This window comes from Allorhizobium borbori (genome assembly GCF_014196535.1).
Lineage (GTDB): Bacteria > Pseudomonadota > Alphaproteobacteria > Rhizobiales > Rhizobiaceae > Ectorhizobium > Ectorhizobium borbori.
The window spans coordinates 122981-148057 of sequence record NZ_JACIDU010000008.1 but is presented as its reverse complement, the minus strand read 5'-3'; the positions used below and the strand labels follow the sequence as shown (position 1 = coordinate 148057).

General features: G+C 60.9%; 26 protein-coding genes. 19 read left to right on the top strand and 7 right to left on the bottom strand.

Annotated elements, in window-relative coordinates; translation table 11 throughout:
- Positions 1-231: 231 nt before the first annotated feature.
- A complete protein-coding gene (locus tag GGQ66_RS11580) occupies positions 232-1422 on the top strand; it encodes an MFS transporter (RefSeq protein WP_183792614.1) in 1191 nt (396 codons plus the stop codon).
- On the opposite strand, the gene GGQ66_RS11575 is transcribed toward GGQ66_RS11580, so the two are convergent.
- Together GGQ66_RS11575 and GGQ66_RS11570 are read right to left on the bottom strand one after the other, a co-directional pair.
- Positions 1423-2034 (bottom strand): transglutaminase-like cysteine peptidase, encoded by a 612-nt coding sequence (locus tag GGQ66_RS11575; protein WP_183792612.1) that lies wholly within the window; start codon positions 2032-2034, stop codon positions 1423-1425. It lies immediately after the preceding gene.
- A 113-nt stretch (positions 2035-2147) separates the two neighbouring features.
- Positions 2148-2936 (bottom strand): alpha/beta hydrolase, encoded by a 789-nt coding sequence (locus tag GGQ66_RS11570; protein WP_183792610.1) that lies wholly within the window; start codon positions 2934-2936, stop codon positions 2148-2150.
- Between the two features lie 260 nt (positions 2937-3196).
- On the opposite strand from GGQ66_RS11570, the gene infC reads away from it, so the two are divergent.
- The 5 genes from infC (at position 3197) to GGQ66_RS11545 (ending at position 7014) form a co-directional block, all read left to right on the top strand.
- Positions 3197-3733, top strand: a complete 537-nt coding sequence (gene infC / locus GGQ66_RS11565) for a translation initiation factor IF-3 (RefSeq protein ID WP_183792762.1) — start codon at positions 3197-3199, stop codon at positions 3731-3733.
- 160 nt (positions 3734-3893) lie between these two features.
- On the top strand, positions 3894-4424 hold the full coding sequence (locus tag GGQ66_RS11560) for a hypothetical protein (RefSeq protein WP_183792608.1): 531 nt from the start codon (positions 3894-3896) through the stop codon (positions 4422-4424).
- 120 nt (positions 4425-4544) lie between these two features.
- Positions 4545-4985 (top strand): PepSY domain-containing protein, encoded by a 441-nt coding sequence (locus GGQ66_RS11555; protein WP_183792606.1) that lies wholly within the window; start codon positions 4545-4547, stop codon positions 4983-4985.
- The gene (locus GGQ66_RS11550) at positions 4985-5665 is read left to right on the top strand and encodes a response regulator transcription factor (RefSeq protein WP_183792604.1); all 681 of its coding nucleotides are present in this window, start codon (positions 4985-4987) and stop codon (positions 5663-5665) included. The genes GGQ66_RS11555 and GGQ66_RS11550 overlap by 1 nt, the downstream gene beginning before the upstream one ends.
- Entirely contained in the window at positions 5662-7014 is a 1353-nt protein-coding gene (locus GGQ66_RS11545) for an ATP-binding protein (protein ID WP_183792602.1), read from the top strand. Before GGQ66_RS11550 ends, GGQ66_RS11545 begins: the two co-directional genes overlap by 4 nt.
- A gap of 8 nt (positions 7015-7022) precedes the next feature.
- Here the strand turns inward: GGQ66_RS11545 and GGQ66_RS11540 are convergent, their stop codons facing one another.
- Positions 7023-7748: an AAA family ATPase gene (locus GGQ66_RS11540; RefSeq protein WP_183792600.1), complete on the bottom strand. Its 726-nt coding sequence runs from the start codon at positions 7746-7748 to the stop codon at positions 7023-7025.
- A gap of 295 nt (positions 7749-8043) precedes the next feature.
- On the opposite strand from GGQ66_RS11540, the gene GGQ66_RS11535 reads away from it, so the two are divergent.
- From GGQ66_RS11535 to GGQ66_RS11520, 4 genes are all read left to right on the top strand, one after another.
- Positions 8044-9045 (top strand): sulfate ABC transporter substrate-binding protein, encoded by a 1002-nt coding sequence (locus tag GGQ66_RS11535; protein WP_183792598.1) that lies wholly within the window; start codon positions 8044-8046, stop codon positions 9043-9045.
- Positions 9046-9122: 77 nt separating this feature from the next.
- On the top strand, positions 9123-9947 hold the full coding sequence (cysT, locus tag GGQ66_RS11530) for a sulfate ABC transporter permease subunit CysT (protein ID WP_183792596.1): 825 nt from the start codon (positions 9123-9125) through the stop codon (positions 9945-9947).
- A 1-nt stretch (position 9948) separates the two neighbouring features.
- Positions 9949-10851, top strand: a complete 903-nt coding sequence (gene cysW, locus GGQ66_RS11525; protein WP_183792594.1) for a sulfate ABC transporter permease subunit CysW — start codon at positions 9949-9951, stop codon at positions 10849-10851.
- Entirely contained in the window at positions 10848-11870 is a 1023-nt protein-coding gene (locus GGQ66_RS11520) for a sulfate/molybdate ABC transporter ATP-binding protein (RefSeq protein ID WP_183792592.1), read from the top strand. The genes cysW and GGQ66_RS11520 overlap by 4 nt, the downstream gene beginning before the upstream one ends.
- Here the strand turns inward: GGQ66_RS11520 and GGQ66_RS11515 are convergent, their stop codons facing one another.
- Complete coding sequence (locus tag GGQ66_RS11515) at positions 11871-12767, bottom strand: DMT family transporter (RefSeq protein WP_183792590.1); 897 nt, start codon at positions 12765-12767, stop codon at positions 11871-11873.
- 161 nt (positions 12768-12928) lie between these two features.
- Between GGQ66_RS11515 and GGQ66_RS11510 the strand changes: the two genes are divergently transcribed.
- Positions 12929-13318: an acyl-CoA thioesterase gene (locus GGQ66_RS11510; protein WP_183792588.1), complete on the top strand. Its 390-nt coding sequence runs from the start codon at positions 12929-12931 to the stop codon at positions 13316-13318.
- A 29-nt stretch (positions 13319-13347) separates the two neighbouring features.
- Here the strand turns inward: GGQ66_RS11510 and GGQ66_RS11505 are convergent, their stop codons facing one another.
- Complete coding sequence (locus GGQ66_RS11505; protein WP_370686340.1) at positions 13348-14364, bottom strand: aldose epimerase family protein; 1017 nt, start codon at positions 14362-14364, stop codon at positions 13348-13350.
- Positions 14365-14477: 113 nt separating this feature from the next.
- Here GGQ66_RS11505 and GGQ66_RS11500 point away from each other — a divergent pair, with 113 nt between their 5' ends.
- Positions 14478-14960 (top strand): DMT family transporter, encoded by a 483-nt coding sequence (locus GGQ66_RS11500; RefSeq protein WP_183792584.1) that lies wholly within the window; start codon positions 14478-14480, stop codon positions 14958-14960.
- Positions 14957-15379 (top strand): DMT family transporter, encoded by a 423-nt coding sequence (locus GGQ66_RS11495; protein WP_183792582.1) that lies wholly within the window; start codon positions 14957-14959, stop codon positions 15377-15379. The genes GGQ66_RS11500 and GGQ66_RS11495 overlap by 4 nt, the downstream gene beginning before the upstream one ends.
- Here GGQ66_RS11495 and GGQ66_RS11490 read toward each other — a convergent pair.
- Positions 15376-16836, bottom strand: coding sequence for a protein adenylyltransferase SelO (locus GGQ66_RS11490; RefSeq protein ID WP_183792580.1), 1461 nt, complete (start codon positions 16834-16836; stop codon positions 15376-15378). The genes GGQ66_RS11495 and GGQ66_RS11490 overlap by 4 nt on opposite strands.
- Before the next feature lie 522 nt (positions 16837-17358).
- On the opposite strand from GGQ66_RS11490, the gene gmd reads away from it, so the two are divergent.
- The 3 genes from gmd (at position 17359) to GGQ66_RS11475 (ending at position 20115) form a co-directional block, all read left to right on the top strand.
- Positions 17359-18498, top strand: a complete 1140-nt coding sequence (gene gmd / locus GGQ66_RS11485) for a GDP-mannose 4,6-dehydratase (RefSeq protein WP_183792760.1) — start codon at positions 17359-17361, stop codon at positions 18496-18498.
- A 3-nt stretch (positions 18499-18501) separates the two neighbouring features.
- The gene (fcl, locus tag GGQ66_RS11480; RefSeq protein WP_183792578.1) at positions 18502-19455 is read left to right on the top strand and encodes a GDP-L-fucose synthase; all 954 of its coding nucleotides are present in this window, start codon (positions 18502-18504) and stop codon (positions 19453-19455) included.
- A gap of 306 nt (positions 19456-19761) precedes the next feature.
- Positions 19762-20115, top strand: a complete 354-nt coding sequence (locus GGQ66_RS11475; protein WP_183792577.1) for a cupin domain-containing protein — start codon at positions 19762-19764, stop codon at positions 20113-20115.
- Positions 20116-20244: 129 nt separating this feature from the next.
- On the opposite strand, the gene GGQ66_RS11470 is transcribed toward GGQ66_RS11475, so the two are convergent.
- Positions 20245-21126 (bottom strand): LysR family transcriptional regulator, encoded by an 882-nt coding sequence (locus GGQ66_RS11470; protein WP_183792575.1) that lies wholly within the window; start codon positions 21124-21126, stop codon positions 20245-20247.
- A gap of 148 nt (positions 21127-21274) precedes the next feature.
- On the opposite strand from GGQ66_RS11470, the gene mmsB reads away from it, so the two are divergent.
- The 3 genes from mmsB (at position 21275) to GGQ66_RS11455 (ending at position 25010) form a co-directional block, all read left to right on the top strand.
- Complete coding sequence (gene mmsB, locus GGQ66_RS11465; protein WP_183792573.1) at positions 21275-22195, top strand: 3-hydroxyisobutyrate dehydrogenase; 921 nt, start codon at positions 21275-21277, stop codon at positions 22193-22195.
- Between the two features lie 23 nt (positions 22196-22218).
- Positions 22219-23730, top strand: a complete 1512-nt coding sequence (locus GGQ66_RS11460) for a CoA-acylating methylmalonate-semialdehyde dehydrogenase (RefSeq protein ID WP_183792571.1) — start codon at positions 22219-22221, stop codon at positions 23728-23730.
- A 77-nt stretch (positions 23731-23807) separates the two neighbouring features.
- Positions 23808-25010 (top strand): ABC transporter substrate-binding protein, encoded by a 1203-nt coding sequence (locus tag GGQ66_RS11455; protein ID WP_183792570.1) that lies wholly within the window; start codon positions 23808-23810, stop codon positions 25008-25010.
- Positions 25011-25077: the final 67 nt, after the last annotated feature.

The following is a 25077-nucleotide window of genomic DNA, read 5'->3' as shown; positions in this document are numbered from 1 at the left end:
AAGTACAGCGCCGGTACAAAGAAACACAATCCGGCTTGCTATCGAGCGTCATGCTCATCTTCAAACTAGAATGGCTTTGTGAAGATTTTATTAAAATTCTCCTGGTCGATACACTACTGTTCTTTATGTTCGCCGTCCATCGTTAAGTTCTCACCCCTTATGAATTGCATAAGCGTCGTAGAGATAAATTCATCTTGGCTTTTCCGCCGCAAGCGATAGTTTTACCGAACCATGAAAATCGCTCCGCTCACCCTCGGCCTCGGGGTATCCATGACCTGCGGCTATGGCGCGCTCTATTACTCGTTCGGCGTGCTTGCGCCGGAAATTGCGCGTCATTTTCAGTGGGATAACAGTTTCGTTTTCGGCGTGTTTTCCGCAGGCCTTCTGGTCTCCGCCTTCCTGTCGCCGCTTTGCGGCCGGTTGGTTGACCGGTTCGGCGCCCGGCCGGTCATGAGCATCGGGTCTGCTGTGTCCGCGGTTCTTCTGGCGCTGCATGGCTGGGTGGAACAGCCTGTTCTTTTTGCCCTCATCATGGCGCTGGTGCCGCTCGTTTCCATCGCTGTGCTCTACGAAACCGGCTTTACCGCGCTCACCCAGCGTTATGGATCGGCATCGCGATCACACATGACGGCAGTCACGCTGGTGGCCGGTTTTGCCTCCACCATTTTCTGGCCGCTGTGCCAGTGGCTTCTCACGGTCACGGACTGGCGGGGAACCTATCTCGCCATTGCCGCGGTCTATGCCATCGGCGCGCTGCCCGTACACCTTGCACTTCCGCGCGTCGTGTCTCCAGTGCATGCCGTCAAAGCTGGTGGTGGCCGTGGCGATACCCGAAACGCCGTCGTTTCACTGGAGAGGCGGCGCAAGGCGCTCATTCTGATGAGCGCGATGCTGGCGGCTGGCGGTTTCATGATCTCGGCCATGTCGACGGTACTGATGGTGCTTTTGACCGGGGCGGGCTTCTCCGCGGCTTCGGCCACTCTGATCGGTTCCTGCGTCGGGCCGGCACAGGTGGTGTCGCGGCTTCTGGATTTCGGCCTGCGCGGCGCGATGACGCCGATGATGACGGCGGTCGTCTCATCGGCGGCAACGCTTCTGTCCGTGCTGACGCTAGGCCTGGCCCAGTCCTATCCCCTGATGGCCATCGGTATCCTGTTTGGCGTGTTGATGGGATGCGGGCAGGGCCTGAACTCCATCGTCCGTGGCGTGCTGCCGCTCTATTTCTTCGGGGCGGAAGGTTATGGCAAGCTGACAGGCAACCTGTCCTTCCCCCGCATCGTCTGCGGGGCTGTCGCGCCGGTTTTCGTGGTGTTCGTGCAGGAGCATTTCGGATTGACGGCGGCACTCGTCGCGCTCGCCGTCGTCGCGTTCATCGGGCTCGCGACGGTTCTGGCGCTGGCTCGCCTGGCCAGGCCGCAGTAATCAGCGCAACGCGCCGACAACCACGACGTTGCCGTTCTCGATCGTGACCCAGCGGCCCGAATTGAAGCTCGCCTGACGTTTCAGGTAGGTGTAGGGCGTATCCGTCCAGAGCTTCACATCCGCCGACAGGTTGTCGAGGATGAAATCGCCCTCGGAGGTGCGGACGGTCAGGACCGCATGGCCTTCTCCATCAGGCTTACGCACGACGGTGATCAGCAGATCGGCAGCGGAAAAGCCCTTGGCCAGAAGCTGGCGGCGCTTTTCGAGAACGAAGTCCTCGCAATCGCCGGCGTCCACCGGATATGCCCAGTATTCTTCCTTGCCATAGATGTCCTGGTCGGTCATGGCCACAACGGTGGTATTGACCCGGGTATTGACCGCATTCAGCACCTGCCAGCCATGCTGGGTCAGCGTCGGTGCCGGGCCGACCTTGCTGCGCACGGCGCATTCGGAAGCGTAACGCTGGCAGAATTCATAGTGACCGATGGGCTGCGAAGTCACGGAACCGGTCACCATGGCGGCGTCCGGACGAAGTTCGCTACCGCTCGCAGCCGTACCTGCTGCGGCAAGCGCAGCCAGCGCGAAAACAATGCGTTTACCCGTACTCAACATCGGTCCGTTCCTTCAATTCTTAACAAAGAGTTAAAGAACCAAAGGCCCCATGAGTCAACGGGCGGCGAAAGCTTAACAGAAGATGAACGCGGATATGGTTAACGCGAGAGCGATTAAGCTCTCACAATTTCCGCGAGCGCAGCCCGGAGCCGTTCGATGTCCTGCGGGCGGGAGAGGCGGTGATCGCCATCGCGGATCAGCGTCAGCACCACATCGTCGGCGGGCAGATGTTCCAGCAATTTCAGGGAATGGGCATGGGGCACTGCGGTGTCGCGCATGCCCTGAAGAATATGGACCGGGCAACCGGTGGCGATGACGCCTTGCAGGACGCGGTTCTGCCGGCCGTCCTCGATCAGTGCTCGGGTATAGATGTAGGGTTCCGGCCCGTATTCCGAAGGTTCCTCGAAATAGCCGCGCGTCGCGAGCGACTGCCGCTCCGCCTCGGTCAGTTCCGGCTCGATCAGTTCGCAGGTGAAATCGGGGGCGGGGGCAATGAGGACCAGCCCTTTGATCCTTACCGGCAAGCCGCGCCGGGCGATCTCCTGAACGGCCCGCAGCGCGATCCAGCCGCCCATGGACGAGCCGACGAGAATGGCTTCTTCAGGACCGAAATGCGTGATGACGGCCAGCGTTTCCTCCAGCCAGCGCGAGATCGTGCCATCCTTGAAGGCCCCGCCGGAAACACCGTGGCCGGAATAATCGAAGCGGATCGCCTCGAAGCCGGTTTCGGCGGCAAAGGCATCGAGCGCCAGCGCCTTCGTGCCTTCCATGTCGGACTTGTAGCCGCCAAGCCAGATGACCGCTGGCCCCGGCTTGGTCGCTGCCCGGCGCTTCCACGCAATCTCGCGAGCTTCAACCCCTTCGCCGACCGGGATGGAACCTGAAGAAATGCCGTCCGTCATGCGCGTGCCCTCCGCCCTGATTTGCCTGTTGTCGGGCCTTTCTAAGCGTGCGTTGCGGCTCTTGCCAAGCAAAGACGCGTGTCTTTCGGTCACGAACCGTCGAAAACCGCTGAAAACAAAGGGAGGAGGTGATTTTTTTGAAAGCCTGTGCTATTGACTCGCCAGCAGCAATAACGACATTGCCATCAGCCGCGTTCGCTTGGCTCATTTTTCATGAGCCGCCCGACGATCGCACTGTCAATTACTAGGAGAATACGACCATTCGCAGACCGTTCAAAGCCGACGTTCCCACGAAAGACGGACCGCGCGCCAACCGGGAAATTCGCATTCCTCGCGTCCAGCTCATCAATGATGAGGGGCAGAATCTGGGCGTGGTCCCCACCGATCAGGCATTGAAAATGGCTGAAGAAGCCGGTCTGGATCTCGTGGAGATTTCCCCCAACTCCGAACCGCCGGTTTGCAAGATCCTCGATCTCGGAAAGCTGAAATACGCGACGCAGAAAAAAGCTGCCGAAGCGCGCAAGAAGCAGAAGATCGTCGAGGTCAAGGAAATCAAGATGCGTCCCAACATCGACACCCATGACTATGAGGTGAAGATCAAGGCGATGCACCGCTTCTTCGATGAAGGCGACAAGGTCAAGGTTACCCTCAAGTTCCGCGGTCGCGAAATGGCGCACCAGGAACTCGGCATGAAGCTTCTGATCCAGGTCAAGGAAGACATGCAGGAAATCGCCAAGGTGGAAGCCGAGCCGAAGCTCGAAGGCCGCCAGATGATGATGGTACTGGCGCCGAAGTAATTCAAGCGCCGCCGCGACCATGCCGAAGCCGCTCCTTGAGGGCGGCTTTTTCATGTGTGGCGGTCCCGTTGACAATTTGCTGACAATCACCGTCAAGCACCTGTCAGCGGCACAATGCCATGGTCCCTCCATCGCAACACGATGTTGAAGGGACACGCAAATGGTCAAACACCTCAAGAGCCTGCTTCTCGTTTCCGCGGCCGCCATGGTCACGGTCACCGCGCTTCCGCTGGCAGGCCCGTTCGCGCCAACAGGCGCCTCCTTGTTCTCAGCCTTCGCACTCGCCGACCGGGGCCGCGACAGCGACGACGATCATGACGATGGCGACCACGGGAACGACCATGATCGCGGCGATGACCACGACCGCAATGACGACCATGGCGGCCGTGGTGGCGACGACGATCGTAACGACGATCGCGGCGGCAAGGGCGACGATGGTCGGGATCATTCCAGCCGCGGACGTAGCGATGACCCCGACGAAGTCAGGCTGAGCCCAACGCCGGAGCAGCTTCGGGGCCTGAGCGATGGATCGCTGATCGCAACCGACGGCCTTGGGCGGCGTCTGGAAATCGAGATTGAACGGGAACATGGTCGCGTCGAGGTCAAGGGCGAACTCAGCGATTATGATGCCCGCACGAAGCCCGGCGCCATCACTGATGTTGAATACAGCCCTGCCGCCCTGCGGCGTTAAGAACGAGCCCCGACAGGCAGGCCCCATCCTCGTTGGGTCTTGCCTGTGGCGGGAGAAGACGCCATCCTCGCCGCCTTACGAATGGCCCTCTTCTCCCGCCTTCCCCTTGCAGAGGAATGAATGACAGATCTCCTGAGCCGTCGACACTTGCTGTTGGTTGCGCTTGCCTCTCTCCCTCTGGCGGCGTCGCCCTTCGGCGTGCGTTCCGCTTTGGCCGACAAGGGCGGAGACGATGGTGGCGGGGACGACAGCGGTGGCGATGATGACGATGGGCATGACGACAGCGATGACGGCGATGATGATAGCGGCAGCAGCGGCAACCGTGATGGAAGCTCGGGACGTGGCGACGATCATGAAGACGTTCGGGCTGCGGTCAAGCGCGGGGAAATTCTCAGCCTGCGGGAGATCCTTTCGCGCTCGGGCGTCGAAAAGCGAGGCCGCGTGATCGACATCGAACTGCGCAGCATTCAACGCAAGAATGTCTATGTGATCACGCTTCGGCGTCCGGATGGCTCCATTCGTCGGGTGAGGGTCGATGCGGTCAGCGGCAAGGTGATGTGATGCGGATTCTGATCGCGGAGGACGACGGGAACATTGCCGAATATCTCAAGGGCAAGCTGGAGGTCGAAGGCTATCAGGTCACGCATGAAAGCCACGGCCCGGCGGTCTGGGAGCGGGGAGAGATGGATGAGTTCGATGTCATCGTCCTCGATCTCGGTCTTCCCGGACTCGATGGGCTGTCCATCCTGCGGCGCTGGCGCAAGGCGGGCGTGCAAACGCCCGTGCTGGTGTTGACGGCACGCGGGTCGTGGATGGAGCGGGTGGATGGTTTCGATGCCGGCGCGGATGATTATCTGCCGAAGCCGTTCCGGTCCGAGGAGTTGCTCGCACGGCTGCGGGCGTTGCTGCGCCGGGCGAGAACCGTGAAGCCGACCCAGGCTATCGGCGCCGGACGGTTTACCATCGACAAGGCGGCCATGCGCATTTCCTTCGACGGTGCACCGCTTGCGCTGACACCGCTGGAATATCGCCTTCTCGAATGCCTGATCGACCGGGCCGGCGAGATCATGACGCCCTATGAGCTGGCGGAGAAAGTGCAGGGCCGCGACGATGCGACCGCAAAGAATGCCGTGGAGGCCATCATCACGCGTCTTCGTCGCAAGACGGCACCCGACGCCATCGAAAACAGGCGCGGCTTTGGTTACCTACTGCCTGTCGCGGGCAAGGGAGTGGGCCCGTGATACGCTCCCTCGGGCTGCGGCTTGCGGCTGGTGCGGTGATCGCGATTGCGCTGGCGTTGAGCGTCGTCTGGTGGACGCTGGAGACGCAATTCTCCACCTATGTGGCCAGCCGTTACCGGGAGGAAATGCAGGCCGTGTCCGATGCCGTGGCGGCGGGGCTTGTTGTGCGCAACGGACAACTGGTAATCCAGCGCGAACCGGCGGACACGCGTTTTGCAAATCCGTTCGGCGGTCGCTTCTGGCAGGTTTCACCGGACGGGGGCGAGCCGCTTCGCTCCCGCTCACTATGGGATACGGTTCTTCCCGATCGTTCCGACATGCAGGCAGCCTATGGCTTTTCGAGGGCCGAAGGGCCCGAAGGTGGCCCGCTTCTCGTCCTTTCACAGCCATCCATGATCAGCGCTGGCGGCACGGCGCATCGCTTCGTTATTCATGCCGCCTTTCCAGAGAGCGAGTTCGACGCCGCGCTGACCGATTTTCAGAACCCTCTCAGGGTCATGCTTCTGACGATGGCCCTCCTCCTGAGCTTTGCGGCATTTCTTCAGGGCTTTCTCGGCCTTGAGCCGTTGCGACGGTTGCGTGCGCATGTTGCCGCCGTGCGCGAAGGGCGGGAAAATCGCATCGCCGACTACGGTCCGTCGGAAGTTCAGCCTCTCGTAAGCGAGTTGAACCAACTCCTGAAGGAACGGGAAAATGCGGTAGAGCGCGCCCGCAGCCGGGCCAGCGACCTAGCGCATGGTCTGAAGACGCCGCTGACCGTTCTCGCCCACCTCGCCGAATCCCTGCCGGACAAGGAGCGTGCCATTGCGCTGGAACAGGTTGACCTCATTCTCCAGCGCGCCGGGCGACAGTTGCAGGCGGCGCGCATGGGGGTGGAACGCATGGCGGAGACGCCGCTTGCCGTTCTCATCCGGCGACTGGTAAATGTTTTCGCGCCCGTTACGGAGGAGCGCGGCATCGTCTGGTCGATCGATGTCGATGAGACGCTGGTTCTGCCCATGGACCCCGCCGATCTGGCTGAAGCGCTTGGAAACCTGCTGGACAATGCCGCGAAATGGACCGGCAGCCATATTCACGTTTCGGCCGAGAAGCGCGGAGAGGCGGCGATCATTTCCGTTGCCGACGACGGTCCCGGCATTGCCGATGATGACCGCGCGACCATTCTGAGGCGCGGGGCCAGCCTTGGCGGAGAGGGAAGCGGCCATGGGCTGGGATTGGCCATCGCGGCAGACATTGCCGCCGCCTATGGCGGCAAAATTACCCTCGGAAGATCCGGGGAGGGCGGGTTGCTGGTGCAAATGAGCGTCAGCACTTCCGGTGAACGACGGCCTTCCGCTAATCCTGCCTGAGAAAAGTCTCAGGCAGCCGCTTCGCTGGTGCGTCGCTCGATGTCGGCGGCGGCGAGTTCGTCGGTCACGCGGCCCCAGACCCGGGCGAGAACCTCATGGGCGAAGGCGCGGGCATTTTCCTGCGCTTTGTCGAGGTTCGATACGCGAACGGGATCGAGATCCTGCAACGTACCGCCGATATCGAAAATATCGCGGAAGGCCGCGCGCTCGATGATCGGCGTATCCAGAACATGCACGTTGCGGCTGGCCAGAAGCTGGCGCACGGCCATCAGGGCACGCGTGGTGACAAGCGGATTGACGCGGGTCAGCACGACGGAATGAGGAATGCGGATCTTCGCCTTGTCAGCCAGGAATTTCAGCATTTCCAGCACATGCGCGCCGCCCTGCGCATCCATGGCACAACCCTGCACGGGAATGAGAACATGGTCGGAATGACCAAGCGCCCGCGCCAGAAGCGGGCTGCGCACACCCGGAAGATCGATGATGGTGTAATCGGCCCGGGCCTTGCTGTCAGCGATACGGTCGGCGAGCGAGGATTCCGTCACGTAGCTGACGACGGTCATGTTGCGCACCTTGCCGCCGCTGACGTCGTGCCAGCGGCTGAACCACTGTTGCGGGTCGGCGTCCAGTACATCGACCCTGTAACCCCGGCGACATAGCTCGGTTGCGAGTAGAAGGACCGCCGTCGTTTTGCCGGCGCCGCCCTTGGAATTGGCAAAGGTGATGATGGGCATGTCGTTTCCCTGATTGGCCGAACCCGAGCACGTCATCGCTCCTTGCGTGGCACACATCGTCATCGCGCCACGGACCAAATTTCAACCACTATACTTAACGAAACATAAACGAGGCTTACCAAGGGTTAGGGGTGAGGGCGTCGTGCGTAGACTGAAATGCAATTCCTTCAATGAAGGCGATTTCGGATTGAAATTTTATTTCCGGATGCTGTCGTGGCCTGCAATACCTCGTTCGCAGTGATGGCAGCCCCTATTGTGGCCAGCATAAGAGGAAACACGACAACCGGAGACGACCATGAAACGCCTAACTCTTGCCGGCGCGGCGCTTGCACTGATTCTCGGCTCTGCCGTTACCGCCCAGGGCGCCGACAAGCTGCTGAACGCCTCCTACGATATTTCGCGGGAGCTGTTCGCCGACGTGAACAAGGCGTTCATCGCCAGGTACAAGGCCGACAAAGGCGTGGACGTGACCATCGACCAGTCGCATGGCGGTTCCTCCAAGCAGGCGCGCGCCATTCTCGAAGGGCTTGAGGCCGATGTCGTGACCTTCAATCAGGTTACGGATGTCGAGGCGCTGGTGAAGGGCGGCTTCGTGCCGAAGAACTGGCAGGAAGCGCTTCCGAACAAGGCCTCGCCTTATTATTCGCTGCCGGCTTTTCTTGTCCGCAAGGGCAATCCGAAGGGCGTGAAGGACTGGTCCGATCTCGTGCGTGACGACGTGAAGGTCGTGTTCCCCAACCCGAAGACCTCCGGCAATGCGCGCTATACCTATCTGGCGGCCACCGCCTATGCCAAGGAGAAGTTCGCCAACGATCCGGTCAAGGTCGAGGAGTTCATTGCCAAGCTGTTCAACAACGTCCCGGTTTTCGACACCGGGGGACGCGCGGCAACGACGACCTTCGTGGAGCGTGAAATCGGCGATGTGCTGATCACCTTCGAAGCCGAAACCCATGGCATTGCCAAGGAATTCGGTGAAGACAAGTTCGAGACGGTTGTGCCCTCCGTCAGCCTTCTGGCCGAGTTCCCGGTTGCCGTGGTCGAAAAGGTTGCCGAAAAGCACGGCACCCAGACGCTTGCCAAGGACTATCTTTCCTTCCTCTACACCCCGGAAGGCCAGGAGGTGTTGGCCCGCAATGGAAACCGCGTGCATGACAAGGATGTGACCGAAAAGCACAAGGCCGAATTTCCCGACGTGCGTCTTGTGACTGTCGAAGACGTGTTCGGCGGTTGGTCCTCCATCCAGAAGGAACACTTTGCGGAAGGCGGCACGCTGGATCGTCTTTACGGCAAGCGCTAAGCGCGCCGAAGAGCCGAATCGCGATCGAAACCGTCACCCGGCCCAAGGCCGGGTGACGCTGTGCAAGAGGGTTCCCATTGAAACGCCGTCCCGTTCTCCCGGGCCTGAAACTGACGCTCGGTTTCACGCTCTTTTATGTGGCGCTGATCGTCGCCCTGCCGGTGGCAGCCCTCCTCTTCAAGGCGGCGAGCCTCGGGCCGGCTGAGTATTGGGCGATCGTTTCCTCGCCGCGCGCGGTTGCCAGCTATCGGGTTACCGTGCTCTCGGCGCTGGGAGCTACGGTTTTCAACCTGGTTTTCGGGCTGGCGCTTGCCTGGGTCCTGACCCGCTACCGCTTTCCCGGCCGACGTATTCTCGATGCCGTGGTCGATCTGCCCTTTGCGCTGCCGACGGCTGTGGCCGGCATTGCGCTGACAGCACTTTTCGCACCCTCCGGCTGGTTCGGCGCTCCGCTCGCCGAGCTTGGTATCAAGGTCGCCTATACGCCGCTCGGCATCATGGTGGCCATGACCTTCACCAGCCTGCCCTTCATCGTTCGCACCGTTCAGCCGGTTCTCGAGGATCTCGACCCGACGCTGGAGGAGGCGGCGCTTTCACTCGGCGCATCCGATAGTGCGATCTTTGCACGAGTTGTACTGCCGCTGCTGGCGCCCGCGTTGCTGGCCGGGGTCTCGCTGTCTTTCGCGCGTTCGCTCGGTGAATTCGGCGCCATCATCTTCATTGCCGGCAATCAGCCGATGTCGACAGAAATCACCGCACTCCTCGCCTTTATCCGGCTGGAAGAATATGATTATCAGGCAGCGGCGGCGATTGCGTCCGTGCTGCTCATTACCGCTTTTGCCATGCTGGCGATCACCAACATCCTGCAGGCGCGTGCCCTGCGCTACACGCGGAAGGGCTGACATGAGCGGATCCAGCAACGCCTCCTCGCACCGTCCGCCGCGCATCGGTGAAAGCCCTCTCGTTCGCCGGGCGCTCATCATCGGCGTCCTTGTCGTATCGGCTTTCGTGATTGCCGCACCGCTTGCGGTCATTGCCGTTCAGGCCTTTTCCAAGGGTGTCGAAACCTACCTGGCTGCGATCACGCATCCCGATACGCTGCACGCCATCGGCATGACGCTGGTGACAGCGCTGATCGCCGTGCCGATCAACACGCTGTTCGGCATCGCGAGCGCCTGGGCGATCACCAAGTTCGATTTTCCGGGACGCCGCCTGCTTCTGGTCGTGATCGAAATTCCCTTTTCGATCTCGCCTATCGTGGCCGGCGTGGCCTATCTCTTCGTCTATGGTTTGCAGGGTCTTTTCGGTGAGTGGCTTTCGGCGCATGACGTCAAGGTGCTGTTCGCACTGCCGGGCATCGTTCTCGCGTCTCTGTTCGTCACCGCTCCCTTCGTCGCGCGCGAACTCATTCCGCTGATGCAGGCACAGGGGCGCGATCTGGAAGAAGCTGCCGCTTCGCTCGGCGCTTCGGGCCTTCGCACCTTTTTCTCGGTCACGTTGCCGAATATTCGCTGGGCCCTGCTTTATGGTGTCGTGCTCTGCAATGCCCGCGTCATGGGTGAGTTCGGGGCCGTTTCGGTCGTGTCCGGCAATATTCGCGGCCAGACCAACACGCTGCCGCTGCATGTCGAACTTCTCTATCACGATTATCAGACGGCTGGCGCCTTTGCCGCCGCCTCCATTCTCGCCGGCCTTGCCGTCGTCACCCTCTTCGTAAAGGTGGCGCTGGAACGGCGTGGCGCCGGTCGCCGCAACCGCCCCGCTTTCGTTGCCGAACCGGCCGGAATTTCGAAGGAAACGCCATGAAAATCACCCTCGACAATGTCGTGAAAACCTTCAACACCTTCCGGGCCGTGCGCGGCGTTTCGCTGGATATCGGTAGCGGTGAACTTGTGGCGCTGCTTGGCCCCTCCGGCTCCGGCAAGACAACGATCCTGCGGATGGTGGCAGGCCTCGAATATGCCGATGGCGGTCAGATCCGCTTCGGTGAGGAGGATGCGACCGACATTCCCGTGCGCGAGCGCGGCGTCGGCTTCGTGTTCCAGCATTACGCACTTTTCCCGCATATGACGGTGGGCGACAACATTGCTTTCGGCATGAAGGTTTCGAAGAAGAAGCGCAGCCCGGCGGAAATCGCCGCCCGCGTCGCCGATCTTCTCCGCCTCGTTCGTCTGGAAGGGCTTGGCGACCGCTATCCGGCGCAGATTTCCGGTGGTCAGCGGCAACGCGTGGCGCTCGCCCGCGCACTGGCCGTCGATCCCAAAGTGCTGCTGCTCGATGAACCCTTCGGCGCGCTCGATGCCAATGTACGCCGCGAATTGCGCCGCTGGCTGCGCGAAATTCACGATGAACTCGGCATTACCACGCTGTTTGTGACGCACGATCAGGAAGAGGCGCTGGATCTGGCCGATCGCGTGGTCATTCTGAAGGATGGCAAGATCGTGCAGGTTGGCACGCCGGAAGAGGTCTGCCGCACGCCGGTCAATGCCTTCGTCATGCGTTTTCTGGGCGATGCCAATCACTTCCCGGCGACGATCTCGGGTGAAGTCGCCAGCATTGGCGGCGCCAGAATGCCGGCCCCCGGCCTCGTGGATGGAGCGGCGGATGCCTATGCACGCCCCGGCGATCTCGGCTTTTCACTGGAAGGTGATGGCGTCGCCGCAACCATTTCCCGTGTTCTGGATCGCCCAGACGGGCGGCGTCTGATCGCGGTGACAGAAGCTGGTGAGCATGTGGAACTGGATGTGGCGCCGGATGCGCCGGTCAAGGCGGGTGCTCGGGGCGTGATCACGCTCGCCCGCGCGCATATCTTCCCGGCGGCCTGACTATTCTGCCGCAGTGGCAGCTTCTGCGCGGGCCTTCTTTGTCGCCAGATGATGCTCCCGCAGCACGGTAAACAGGCCCGCGCCGACGACGATGATGGCGCCGGCAATCATGTTCCAGCTCAGACGTTCATTGAACACGGTGACGGCGATGAAGGAGCCGATGACCAACTGAAAATAGGTCAGCGGCTGCACTTCGCTGGCCTCGAGAATGTCGTAGGCGCGGATAAGCAGATAGTGGCTCACCATGCCCGAGATACAGAGCGCTCCCATCCAGCCCCAGTCATGCAAGGCAATCGGCGTCATGTAGAACGGTCCGATCAGCGTAATCGCAGCCGCACCCGCAATGCCGGTATAAAAGAAGCTCGTCATGGAGCGGTCAACACGACTGACGGCACGCGTTGCGATCCCGTAAAGTGCGAACATCAGAACGCCGAGAACGGGAACCAGAAGCGTGGGCCCGAAATCGGCGCTGACCGGATTGATGATGAGCAGCACGCCGCAAAGGCCGACGATGATCGCCGTCAGACGCCGCCAACCGACCTTTTCACCCAGCAATGGCACGGAGAGAAGCGTTATGATGAGCGGTGTGCCCTGAAGAATGGATTGCGACATCGCCATGCCGGCATGGGCGAAGGCATAAATCATCACCACGATCTGCGCGACGAGCATTACGCCACGAAAAATCTGCAGAAAGGGCCGTTTGGTGGAAGCTGCATGGCGAATGCCGCCGGCGCGCGCCGCCAGAAACAGCACGAACACCGCAAATGCCCAGTAGCGGATCATCGCGACCAGAACCGGCGGGTAGTGCGTGCCGAGATATTTGGACAGGCCGTCCTGTGCCGCGAAGATGGTGACCGCGGACAGCGTGAACAGATAGCCATGAAGCTTGTTTTTCATGTCCTCCTTCATAGTGGTCCGGACTTTTTTCCGCTATGGGGAAATTGCGATTTTGCAGGTTCCGCGCTGCGGGTCTGCCATGCACCCAGACCATTGCTCGCGCCTTGAGCTTGTGTCACGAACATAGAACTATAGTCTGGAATCAGTCGAAAGGATCCGCGATGTCGGAAGCTCATACGCCGCCCGGAATGGAACTGACGCTGAGAACGCTTGCAATGCCGGGCGACGCCAATCCGGCGGGTGACATTTTCGGCGGCTGGGTTATGTCGCAGATGGACTTGGCGGCCGCAGTGCGTGCCGATGAGCGCGCCAAGGGGCGCACCGCCACCGTAGCCGTCCATGAGATCGTTTTCAGGAAGCCGGTGAAGATCGGCGACACGCTGTGCGTCTACACCAAGATCGAGAAGGTTGGACGCACGTCCGTCACGCTCAAGATCGAGGCCTGGGCGCGCCGTCACTACGACCACACCCGTGAAATGGTGACGGAAGCCGTTTTCGTAATGGTGGCGCTGGACAAGGACGGCAAGCCGCGCTCGGTCGACGCAGAATAACCAGCGGGCGGGCGCCCCGCCCGCTTCCTTCACGTCTTGCGGAAAATGTAATCCGTTTCCTGCACCAGCTCGACGCCGGGGCGCAGAACGGCGTTCGGGAAATTCTCCTTGTTGATCGCATCCGGCCAGATCTGGGTTTCCAGGCAGAAACCGGCGAAGGGGCCATAGGTGCGGCCATCATGGCCTGGCACGGGGACCGACAGTTTTTGCGCCGTGTAGAACTGCACACCCGGCTCGGTCGTCTCGACATCGAGGCTGACACCGCTTTTCGGGCTGAACGCGCGGGCCACGGCGCGTTTGGCCACGCGCTCCGGCGAAAGGCAGAGATTGTGGTCGTAGCCGGATAGATCTGCCCCGATCCGGTCGCGCAGCGCGGTTTCGCTCCGCAGATCGAACGCGGTGTCTTCTACCGCGCGCACTTCCCCGGTCGGGATCAATTTCTCATCCACGGGCAGGTAGTGTTCGGCAGCGATGGTGAAGCGCGTGTCGAGAACGTTATCCGCCTCGTCCAGCGTGAAGTAGCTGTGCTGGCAAAGGTTGACCGGAGTCGCCTTGTCGGATGTGGCGCGATAAACGCAGGAGAGAACCCCGTTTCCGGGCAGGGAATAGGTGACGCTTGCATCGCAATTGCCGGGGTAGCCGGCATGCCCATCCTCGTCATGGATGGAAAGCGTCACGCTGTCGGCTGCAAGTGCGGTGATCGTCCAGTTACGCTTGCCGAAACCCTGCTTGCCGCCGTGCAGATGCGTGACGCCGTTTTCGTTCAGTTCAAGCTGGTAGTCCGTGCCGTCAATGGTGAAACGGCCGCCGCCGATGCGGTTGGCGCAGCGACCCGGTGAAGCGCCGAAATGGCGGGAATGCTGGCGGTAATCCGGGAAATTATCGAAGCCGAGCACCAGCGAAGGCGCATAGCCGTCAAGCCGGACGTCCTGGATGACAGCGCCATAGGTGATGACCGAGACGGTCAACCCGCCGCCGTTGATCGTCACGCGCCGCACGGTTTCGCCATTTTCCAGCGTTCCGAAAATCTCCGCCTGTTCCTCGATCGATGCCATCGTGCCTGCCTCCCTGTCGTATTCGGTGCGAGACTAGCCTTCCGGTCGCCGCAATGGCAAGGTGGGTCTTCTCCGTTTCTCGATTCGATCAGGACATTGCCGCGATGGAAACACCCGCCGCGCCGCGCCGCAGGGCGTTGCCTTTTCTTTTTGCCTTTGCCTCGGGCGGTATTTTGACTCTGATGGCGCACAAGAACGGTACGCTCGGCCACTTTGGTGGGCCGTTTTTCGCCTCCTGGATGGCGCATGGCGCGGGCACCGTTGCCGCCATTCTGCTGCTGGCTGTGCTGTTCCGGCGCGGTGAGGGCAAGGCCCTCAAGGGGCGTGCGCCGCTCTGGGCCTATTTCGGCGGCTTCTCCGGCGCCTTGACCGTCATTTTTACGGCAAAAGCGGTGAATTCACCGCTCGCCCTGTCCGGTACGCTTGCGCTCGGGCTGGCCGGTCAGGTCGTGTTCAGCCTCGCCGCCGACAAATGGGGCCTGTTCGGATTGGCCAAACGCCGGCTGTCGCTGAAGGATGCGGCATCCCTTGGACTGATCGGGCTTGGCAGTGCACTCATCATTCTGTTCGGGAGGGCCGGGTTATGATGCTTGCCGCACTTTTCGCCTTTTCCGCCGGCCTGCTCATCAGCCTCAGCCGACAGATCAACGGTCGCCTCAGTCTCTCGACCTCACCGCTTGTCGCATCGTTCTGGAACCACGTTGTCGGTCTTGCACTGTTGACGGCCATCGGCCTCGTAATTGGCGGCATTTTCCCGCCGGGGGCGGAGGAAGCCCCGTGGTGGGCCTATTTCGGCGGCCCGCTTGGCGTCATCTTCGTCGCGTCGGGAAGCTGGCTGATCGTCAGGATCGGCGCGACCAACACGGCACTGCTGGTCATTGGTGGCCAGATGGTCACCGGTATCGTGCTTGACCTTCTGTCCGGCCAGAAGCCGGTGCTGTGGGCAAGCGCGCTCGGTGTTTTGATGATCATCTCCGGCGTCTGGATTTCCCAGAAACGCAATTAAGTGCCGCAAGTGGTGCGGATGCCGCGTTCCTCGGGGAAGGGCGGCGCGGCCAGGTAATCGATGCGCGCGTTCCTGTCGAAGGGGTGGCGTGCCGCCTCGAGAAGATCGAGGACGCCGGACAGTGAACCAGTCGCCGCCGCCATGTCGGCCGCCGCTGCCACCCGATGGTTGCGCATGATATAGCGCGGATTGGCCCGGCGCATGCGAACGGCGGATGCTTCCGTCTGGGTGCCGAGGGCGGCCTTCCAGTCGGCCTTCCACGCCGCGAAGGCAGGCAATGCGGCGAAGACTTGCGGCAGGAGGTCGGCTTCCCGCCCGGCGGCAATCGCGTTCAGCGCGTTGAACGTTGCGGTGAAATCGGCTTCCGCTTCGCTCATTAGATCGCGCAGCCGGTTTGCGAGTTCACGGTTACGGTCGTCGACTGACACAAAACCGAGCTTTTCCGCAAAGGCCTGTTCATAAGCCTCCTGAAAGGCGTAGGACATTTCATCGAGCGCTTCCTGCGCTGCGGCAATGGCGGCCGCTTCGTTATCCGCCAAAAAAGGCAGCAGTGTTTCGGCAAAGCGCGCCATGCCCCAGCCAGCCATGGCCGGTTGGTTGCCATAGGCATAGCGCCCGCGCCGGTCGATGGAGCTGAACGTGGCGCCGGGATTGTAATTGTCGAGAAAGGCCGTAGGCCCGTAATCGATGGTTTCACCCGCCAACGATATATTGTCGGTGTTCATGACCCCGTGGATGAAGCCAACGGCCATCCAGCGGGCCACAAGCTGCGCCTGTCGTGCGCAGGCCGCCGCCAGCAGCGCCCTTGCCCGCTCAACGCCCTGAAGCGGCAGAAGATCGGGATAGCTTCGGGCAACGACATCGTCGATCAGCAGGCCGAGCGCTTCGTTATCTCGCCTTGCTGCGAAATACTGGAAGCTGCCGACCCGCACATGGCTTTCCGCCGTCCGCGCCAGTACCGCGCCTGGACGCATGGTTTCGCGAGCCACCTGCTCGCCGGTCAGAACCACCGCCAGTGTGCGGCTGGTCGGGATTGAAAGCGCGTGCATCGCCTCGGAAAAAATATATTCCCGCAGCACGGCCTCCAGCGGTGCCCGGCCATCGCCACCGCGCGAAAACGGGGTGCGCCCGGAACCCTTGAGCTGAAGCTCGACGGGCTTGCCGTCGCCGGTCACCAGTTCACCCAGCAGAAGGGCACGACCATCGCCCAGCGAAGGCACGAAATTGCCGAACTGGTGACCCGCATAGGCCAGGGCGACCGGTTCAACGCCGGGCAGCGCGGCATTGCCGGCAAGATAGGCGACGGCCTCCACAGAGCGGAGCCAATCAGGATCGAGATTGAGGTCCTCGGCCAGCGATTCGTTCAGCATCAGAAGCGAAGGGCTTGCCGATGGGGACAGTTCCACGGGTTCATAAAAGCGTGCCGATAGCGCCTGATAGCGATGCTGTGTCCACATGGTTCCGGCCTCTCCCTTGCGGATCATTCTGATTGATCCGGCACTTCGAGCCTATATAGGCGATGTAAGGCAAATTGCGACGCTTGTCGGCCGCTCTATCGTGATCTTTGTCAATTTCAAAAGCAATTTCGGGGAAGCTGCCGCCCGGCGACCGGCGCGCTCAATGCCCTTCCTATCTCCATTCGGTCGGTCCGGACACGCAATTCCCGACTGCCCTCTATTGCCTCGCGGCAAGGATCACTTTAGGGAGCGTGCAGGGTCGATTGTATGCTCATCTGACTCGGTTTGATGCACGCACGCTTGCCATCTGGTGCGTGGTGTTTGTGTGGATTGTGTCATCAGGACGACAGTCGCGCGCCTGTCGCGTGGCTCACCATCTTGACTGGTCGCAGCCGTAACGGGCTCGAACTCGGTTGCTCACAATTGATGCGGATAAATTCGTCTGTCATGTGTTGACTAATGATCGGCGTTACTGAAATTCCCTCATGCCTTTATCAGACGTACAGAAGCAAGGTTTTGATGATGCTCCCGTCCCACGCCAATGGAAAAGTCGCTCTCATAACCGGGATCACCGGGCAGGACGGCTCCTATCTCGCTGAGTTTCTGCTGGAGAAAGGCTATGAAGTCCACGGCATCAAGCGTCGCGCTTCCTTGTTCAATACGCAGCGCATCGATCATATCTATGAGGACCCTCATGTCGATAACGCGCGGCTCAAACTGCATTACGGCGATCTGACGGATGCATCCAACCTGACGCGGCTGATCCAGGATATTCAGCCGGACGAGGTTTATAATCTCGGGGCGCAAAGCCATGTGGCCGTCAGCTTCGAAGCGCCGGAGTACACTTCCGATGTGGATGCGGTCGGCACCTTGCGGTTGCTGGAGGCAATTCGGTTCCTGAAGCTGACCGACAAGACGCGCTTCTATCAAGCCTCGACGTCTGAACTCTATGGTCGCGTTCAGGAAATTCCGCAGCGGGAGACAACGCCGTTCTATCCCCGCAGTCCCTACGCGGTGGCGAAGCTCTATGCCTACTGGATGACCGTCAACTATCGCGAAGCCTATGGCATGTACGCCTGTAACGGGATCCTCTTTAACCACGAATCGCCACGCCGCGGCGAAACATTCGTGACACGCAAGATCACCCGTGGCCTGGCCAATGTCGCACTCGGTCTTGATCGTTGCATCTACATGGGCAATATCGATTCCCTGCGTGATTGGGGACATGCCAAGGATTACGTGCGCATGCAGTGGATGATGCTGCAGCAGGAGGTGCCGGAAGATTTCGTGATCGCCACCGGTGTTCAGCATTCTGTCCGCGAATTTATTGCCTGGGCGGGGCAAGACCTCGGCTTGACCATTGAATTCAAGGGCGAGGGCGTCGATGAAGTCGGTATTGTGACGAAGATCGAAGGAGATCTGGCGCCAGCCATCGCGGTAGGCGATGTGATCGTTCGTATTGATCCCCGCTATTTCCGTCCGTCGGAAGTTGAAACCCTGCTGGGAGACCCGACGAAGGCCAAGGAGCGTCTGGGTTGGGTGCCCGAGATTTCCGCCCGCGAGATGTGCAGCGAAATGGTCGCTGCCGACCACAAATTCGCCAGGCGCCATGCGCTCCTCAAGGAGCATGGCCTCGACCTTCCCGTCAGTCTGGAGGGGTAAACGTTGGCTTTCGAACTCGAAGGTAAGCGCGTCTGGGTCGCGGGCCATCGCGGCATGGTCGGCAGCGCGGTGGCTCGGCGTCTCGAGCGGGAAAATTGCACCATGGTCTTCACGGGCCGTGAACGGGTGGATTTGACTCGTCAAAACGAAGTTGAACGCTTCCTGCGCGAAGAAAAGCCGGATGTGGTCATCATGGCGGCCGCCAAGGTTGGCGGCATTCTTGCCAACAGCCAATATCCTGCAGATTTTCTGTATCAAAACATGATTATTGAAGCCAACATCACACATGCAGCGCATGAAGTTGGCGTCAGCAAGTATTTGTTCCTGGGGTCGTCCTGTATCTACCCCAAATTCGCGCCACAGCCGATTGTTGAAAGTTCGCTTCTCACCAGCGCTCTGGAGCCGACCAATGAATGGTACGCCATCGCCAAGATTGCCGGCCTGAAGCTCGCGGAAGCCTATCGTCGGCAATATGGGCATGATTTCATTTCGGCGATGCCGACAAATCTTTACGGCCCCGGCGATAATTTCGATCTGAATTCGAGCCATGTGATGCCCGCGCTGATACGCAAAGCGCACGAGGCAAAGCTCAGAGGCGACCGCGAGATTGTCATTTGGGGCACGGGAACGCCTCGGCGCGAGTTCCTGCATTCCGACGATTGCGCTGACGCGCTGGTCTTTCTCCTGAAGAACTATTCCGGCGAAGAGCATGTGAATGTCGGGTCGGGTGAAGACATTACGATTTTGGAACTCACCCAACTCGTGTGCGAGGTCGTAGGTTTCGAGGGGAAGATCGTTCACGATCTCAGCAAGCCCGATGGAACGCCCAGGAAGCTGATGAGCGCCGACAAGCTGCGCGGACTTGGCTGGAAGCCCAGGATTGCGCTCCGTGATGGCGTAAGTGCAAGCTATGACTGGTTCAAGGCCAATATGGCGTCGACGGCACGCGGCACATAAATCATTCGTACGCATTACAGATGAAATCCGGCGCTTTCCGGACGGCGCGTGCGGAGCGTTGCCGCTTTCCGGAGGTTGATGCCGAGAACGGAACGCCATCGTCGCGGCGTTCGAGAAACGGCGGAAATTTCAGATCGCGGGCGTTTATGGAATTTAGCGCTCTTGCATGGTGGGCTTTTTGTTGTGCGGCTGTGTCAGTCGGTCGCCCGTCCGCCTCGATTGCCGATTGACATCAGATCGACGCTCTGAATTTATTTCATTTTGGTAATTTTTTGTTCATCAAAAGAAAATGAGGGATGCATTGAAATGACTGATGTTGTCTACCGCTTTCCGGCTCCGGGCCCGGAACCTGTCACGGCGGATCTCGATGGCTGGACGAAGGTGGAGGGCAATCCCACCATGAAGACTTGGGTCCAGCACACATCTGCGGATGGCACCGTCATCAGCGGCACCTGGGAGGCGACGCCGGGCACCTATCATGCCACTTACGCGGCTTACGAGTTCGTCCACATGATGGAAGGGCAGATCACGATCACGCCGGACGGTGGCGAGCCGGTCTTTCTGACGCCGGGCGATGCCTTCATCGTTGAGCCCGGTTTCAAAGGCACATGGAAGATCGAAAAGCCGGTGCGCAAGCATTTCTGCATCAAGCTGAAATAAGACTCTGACCTTCTCACGGACAGCGAATGCGCTGTCCGTGTCGCGGTTTTCACGGACCAGGCCCAGCCGTTTCAGAAATACGCATGGCCGGCGCGAAGGCTGGCGGGCATGTCCATACGGGCGTCGGTGTCAATTCTCACTCAGCCGGCTGCGGAAGGCCTCCTTAAGCGATTTCCAGACGGTGGAGATGCGGGGTACCTTGCGGGCTTCCTCCGGCATCAGCATGTAATAGGTCTTTCGGAAGTTCACGAGATCCGGCAGCACGGCGCGAAGCATGCTCTCATTGTCGCCGACATAGTTCGGCAGCAGTGCGATTCCACAACCGGACAGGACGGCAGCCTTCTGGGCGGTGAGAGAGGTGGAGCGGATGATCGGCCGGCTCGTGTTCGGCACGCTCTCGCAGGTCGGGAGATCCTTGGCGGGTTCCATTTCAGCGACGTAACTGATGAACTGGTGGTCCCTGAGATCGGCCAGACGCTGTGGTGACGGGCGCGTGGAAAGGTAATCCGCAGCGGCAAACAGGCCGAGACGGTAATCCAGAAGCTTCGAGATGAGATAGGGTCCGCGCTCCGGGCGGTCGATATTGATGACGATATCGGCTTCGTTGCGCGGCAGATGCGCCGAGCGCGGCTTGACCAGGAGATCGATGGTTATGCCGGGCTGCGCCTCACGGAAGGCAGTGAGCCAGGGACCAATGAGATAGGACGCAAAGCCCTCCGTGCAACCGATCCGCACGAGACCGGATAGCGGATCAGCCGGCACGTCGCGTCCGGCACCGATGCGGGCAAAGGCCGCCTCGATTTCCTCCGCTTGCACCAGAAGCTTCTGGCCGGCGCGATTCAGGTGATAGCCCTCCAGACTGCGGGTAAAAAGCGGCGTTCCCTGAATGCGTTCCAGCCGGGTAATGCGGCGCGAAACCGTGGAATGTTGCACTTGAAGACGGCGCGCGGCCGCTGTCAGGGTGCCGGTACGCGCCAGTTCGAGAAAGTATTTCAGGTCATCCCATTCCATGGCGGCCTCCCTCCGGACATAACGGCTGACGATTTTTGCAAAGTTGTTTTGCGACATTTGCCAATTTATCGCCAGCGATTTCTATTGCTCTATGCCGTGGTCGCATCGGGAAGAGGAGACCCGGTGCGGTGCATGACCGGGAGGAGACATGGCCAGAATTGCATTTATCGGCCTCGGCACCATGGGTGGGCCGATGGCGAAGAACCTGCTTGCGACCGGACATCGGCTGGTGGTTCACGACCTCGTGGAGGCGAGTACCGCCGAGGCCGTTGCCGCCGGCGCTGAGCGGGTGACAGTCCCTGCGCAGGCCGTAGCGGGTGCGGACTTCGTGATTACGATGCTGCCGAATGGCGGGATCGTCAAAGCCCTGCTTCTGGGGGGAGGCGGTCTGTTCGCGGCCGTTGATGGCAGCAAACCGCTGTTCATCGATTGCTCGACCATTGCGCCGGAAGACGCGCGGATACTGGCCGCGGAGGCGGTGGCGCGGGGCGTGGAATTCATCGATGCGCCGGTCTCGGGAGGTGTTCAGGGCGCGCGAGAGGCGACGCTTGCCTTCATGGTCGGCGGAACCGACGAACAGTTCTCCCGCGCCGAACCCATTATCCGCGCGATGGCGAGGATCGTTCTTCACGCCGGTCCGGCCGGCAGCGGCCAGTCCGCCAAGATCTGTAACAATATGCTGGCGGCGGTCATCATGGCGGCCACCTGCGAGGCGTTGTCGCTGGGCGAACGTCTCGGTCTTGAAGTCGAGACGTTGAGCCGGATCATGGCCGGAAGCAGCGGCAGTTCCTTCCTTCTGGAGCGCTGGAACCCTTATCCGGGTATTGTCGCGGCGGCGCCCGCCAGCCGGGACTACGATAACGGCTTCCAGCTTCAACTGATGTTGAAGGATCTCGGGCTTGCGCTGGAAAGTGCACGCGCCAGCCACCAGCCGGCTCCCTTCGGGGCGCTTGCCCAGAACCTTTACACCCTGAAGCAGCAATCCGAAGCGGGTGCGCGGCTAAAGGACTTTTCCAAGATCATCGACGTGTTTCGTGCGGGCCTGCCCGGACACACGCCCGCTTCCTGAAATCCCTATAACCGGAGAAAGCCATGTACGGTTCTCGACACTATATCGGCGGCGCCTTCGTCGCATCCCCTTCTGCCCGCAGCGGGGCGGTCTTCAATCCGTCCACCGGCGCGGAGCTTTACCACGCAGCCTATGCCGACCGGGCGACGGTGGACGAGGCTGTGGCCGTGGCGCGCAAGGCGGGACGGGAATGGGCCAATGCCTCGCAGGCCCGGCGGCTTGCCGTCATCTTCCGCATGCGTGAACTATTGATCCGCGATACCGACAAGCTGGCGGCAATCTGCGGTCTTGAGAACGGCAAGACGATTTCGGATGCCAAGGGCGAGATCGGGCGCGCTCTGGAGGCGGTGGAGTTCGCCACCAACGCGCCGCAGGTAACGAAGGGCGAATATTCCCGCAATGTCGGCGGCGGCATCGATACGTTTTCGCTGCGTATGCCGGTTGGCGTCGTCGCCTGCATCGCGCCGTTCAATTTTCCGGTGATGGTGCCGCTGATGATGGCAAGCATGGCGATTGCCACCGGCAATGCCGTCATCGTCAAGCCTTCCGAGCGCGTGCCGGGTGCATCTGCCATGCTGAGCGATCTGTGGGCGGAGGCCGGTCTGCCGGCGGGCGTGTGGAACGTCGTGAACGGCGACGCGGAGGCGGTTGACGCCATTCTCGAACATCCGGGCATTCCGGCCGTCAGTTTTGTCGGCTCCACCCGCATCGGCGAGTATATTTACCAGAAGGGCTGCCGGCACAACAAACGGGTGGCCGCCTATACCGGCGGCAAGAACCATATGGTCGTCATGCCGGATGCCGATCTGGAAGCGGCCGCTGCGGCCTTCGTCAGCGCCGGTTATGGCTCGGCCTCGCAACGCTGCATGGCGGTGTCGCTGCTGGTTTGTGTGGGCGAGCAGACGGCGGAACGGCTCCTCGCGCTGGTCAAGACGAAGATCGGGACGTTGAAGGTTGGTCCCTATGACGACGCCACGGCCGATTTCGGCCCGGTGGTGACGAAGGCAGCGCGCGATGCCGTGGAAAACGCGATCCAGCGCTCCATCGAGGAGGGTGGTGAACTGGTCATCGATGGTCGCGGCCTGACCGTTGGCGGTCATGAGAACGGCTATTTCACGGGCCCGTCTCTGGTCGACCGGGTGACGCGCAACATGCAGCTCTGGCGTGAGGAGATCTTCGGCCCGGTTCGTGGCGTGATGCGCGTGGCCAGTCTTCAGGAGGCCATCGAGGTGGTGAACGCCCATGAATACGGCAATGGCGCGGTCATCTTCACCCGGTCGGGTGGTGCTGCGCATGATTTCTGCGAGGAGGTGGAGGCAGGCATGCTGGGCGTCAACGTGCCAGTGCCGGTGCCGGTTGGTCACCACAATTTCGGCGGCCTGCGACGTTCGAAATTCGGCGATGCCCATATGTTCGGTCCCGATGCGGCCCGCTTCTACACCAAGATGAAGACCGTATCGCAACGCTGGCCAGCGCCGGAAATGGCAGGCGCAGTCCCCGGCAAGATGTCACTCGATTTTCCGAGCAATAACTGATGCTTTCGCGGTCTTTGACCACATGCGGGAGGCGTGGGGCCGAAGATCTCGGCGATTTTCAACGGGAGGAAACAAGAATGAAGACAATCCTGACACTGGCAGCAGCGCTGCTCGCATCCAGCGCGATTTCGAATGCCGCCGAATTGTCCGGCGGATCGGTCAAGATCGGCGTTATGAACGACCAGTCCGGCACCTATTCCGATTTTGGCGGCAAGGGCTCTGTCGCCGCTGCAGAAATCGCCATCGAGGAATTCAATCCGTCGGCCAAGGGCATCAAGGTGGAACTGATTTCCGCCGACCACCAGACCAAGCCGGACGTTGCGTCTGCCATGGCCCGCAAATGGTATGAGACGGAGCAGGTGGATGCAATCGCCGATCTTACCGGCTCATCCGTCGCCATCGCCGTCAACAACATGGCGCGCGATCTGAAGAAGATCACGCTGATGACCGGCCCCGGCACCACCGCGCTGACGAACAAGGAATGCTCGCCAACCGGCTTCCACTGGGGCTGGGACACCTATTCGCAATCGGTGTCTTCGGCTTCCGCGTTGCTCGACAAGGGCTACAAGGACTGGTTCATCCTGAGCGCCGATTACGCTTTCGGCCACCAGATGGTTGCCGACCTCACCCGCGTCGTTACCGAAAAGGGCGGCAAGATTGTCGGTTCGGTCAAGCATCCGCTGGGAACAATGGACTTTTCGTCGTTCCTCCTGCAGGCGCAGTCTTCCGGCGCGCAGCTTATTGCGCTTGCCAATGGCGGTGCCGATACCGTCAACGCACTGAAACAGGCAGCCGATTTCGGCATTGCCCAGAACGGTCAGGCGCTGGCGGGAATGGTCGTCGTCATGTCGGACGTCAAGGCGCTCGGGCTCCAGAGCGCGCAGGGTCTGACGTTTGCCACGTCCTATTACTGGGATCGTGACGAGCGCAGCCGTGCCTTCGCCAAGAAGTTCATCGAACGGCGCGGCGTGATGCCCGGCATGATCCATGCCGCGACCTATTCCGCCGTTCTGCATTACCTCAAGGCCATCGAGGCGGCGGGGACCGACGACGCCACCGCCGTGGCCGCGAAAATGCGGGAAATGCCGGTCAATGACGACTTCACCCAGACGGGCAGGATCCGTGCCGATGGACGCATGATCACCGATATGTATCTGGTTCAGGTGAAATCGCCGAAGGACAGCAAGAGCGAGTGGGACTATTTCGACGTTCTCTCGACCATTCCGGCCGAACAGACCGCTGCGCCGCTCTCGCAGACCACCTGCCCGACTGCCAAGTGAAGTGGCTCTGGCACCGGTCTCCTTCGAACATCCCGGCGGCGAGACCGCCGGGATGTTACATGGTGGA

Coding starts and splice junctions, on each gene's coding strand:
- GGQ66_RS11515 (WP_183792590.1), bottom strand. CDS start 12,767: ATGAAAAACAAGCTTCATGGCTATCTGTTCACGCTGTCCGCGGTCACC.
- GGQ66_RS11580 (WP_183792614.1), top strand. CDS start 232: ATGAAAATCGCTCCGCTCACCCTCGGCCTCGGGGTATCCATGACCTGC.
- gmd (WP_183792760.1), top strand. CDS start 17,359: ATGCTCCCGTCCCACGCCAATGGAAAAGTCGCTCTCATAACCGGGATC.
- GGQ66_RS11475 (WP_183792577.1), top strand. CDS start 19,762: ATGACTGATGTTGTCTACCGCTTTCCGGCTCCGGGCCCGGAACCTGTC.
- GGQ66_RS11495 (WP_183792582.1), top strand. CDS start 14,957: ATGATGCTTGCCGCACTTTTCGCCTTTTCCGCCGGCCTGCTCATCAGC.
- GGQ66_RS11510 (WP_183792588.1), top strand. CDS start 12,929: ATGTCGGAAGCTCATACGCCGCCCGGAATGGAACTGACGCTGAGAACG.
- GGQ66_RS11490 (WP_183792580.1), bottom strand. CDS start 16,836: ATGTGGACACAGCATCGCTATCAGGCGCTATCGGCACGCTTTTATGAA.
- GGQ66_RS11460 (WP_183792571.1), top strand. CDS start 22,219: ATGTACGGTTCTCGACACTATATCGGCGGCGCCTTCGTCGCATCCCCT.
- GGQ66_RS11500 (WP_183792584.1), top strand. CDS start 14,478: ATGGAAACACCCGCCGCGCCGCGCCGCAGGGCGTTGCCTTTTCTTTTT.
- mmsB (WP_183792573.1), top strand. CDS start 21,275: ATGGCCAGAATTGCATTTATCGGCCTCGGCACCATGGGTGGGCCGATG.
- cysW (WP_183792594.1), top strand. CDS start 9,949: ATGAGCGGATCCAGCAACGCCTCCTCGCACCGTCCGCCGCGCATCGGT.
- GGQ66_RS11535 (WP_183792598.1), top strand. CDS start 8,044: ATGAAACGCCTAACTCTTGCCGGCGCGGCGCTTGCACTGATTCTCGGC.
- GGQ66_RS11575 (WP_183792612.1), bottom strand. CDS start 2,034: ATGTTGAGTACGGGTAAACGCATTGTTTTCGCGCTGGCTGCGCTTGCC.
- GGQ66_RS11560 (WP_183792608.1), top strand. CDS start 3,894: ATGGTCAAACACCTCAAGAGCCTGCTTCTCGTTTCCGCGGCCGCCATG.
- GGQ66_RS11520 (WP_183792592.1), top strand. CDS start 10,848: ATGAAAATCACCCTCGACAATGTCGTGAAAACCTTCAACACCTTCCGG.
- GGQ66_RS11570 (WP_183792610.1), bottom strand. CDS start 2,936: ATGACGGACGGCATTTCTTCAGGTTCCATCCCGGTCGGCGAAGGGGTT.
- GGQ66_RS11455 (WP_183792570.1), top strand. CDS start 23,808: ATGAAGACAATCCTGACACTGGCAGCAGCGCTGCTCGCATCCAGCGCG.
- GGQ66_RS11470 (WP_183792575.1), bottom strand. CDS start 21,126: ATGGAATGGGATGACCTGAAATACTTTCTCGAACTGGCGCGTACCGGC.
- GGQ66_RS11550 (WP_183792604.1), top strand. CDS start 4,985: ATGCGGATTCTGATCGCGGAGGACGACGGGAACATTGCCGAATATCTC.
- GGQ66_RS11540 (WP_183792600.1), bottom strand. CDS start 7,748: ATGCCCATCATCACCTTTGCCAATTCCAAGGGCGGCGCCGGCAAAACG.
- GGQ66_RS11555 (WP_183792606.1), top strand. CDS start 4,545: ATGACAGATCTCCTGAGCCGTCGACACTTGCTGTTGGTTGCGCTTGCC.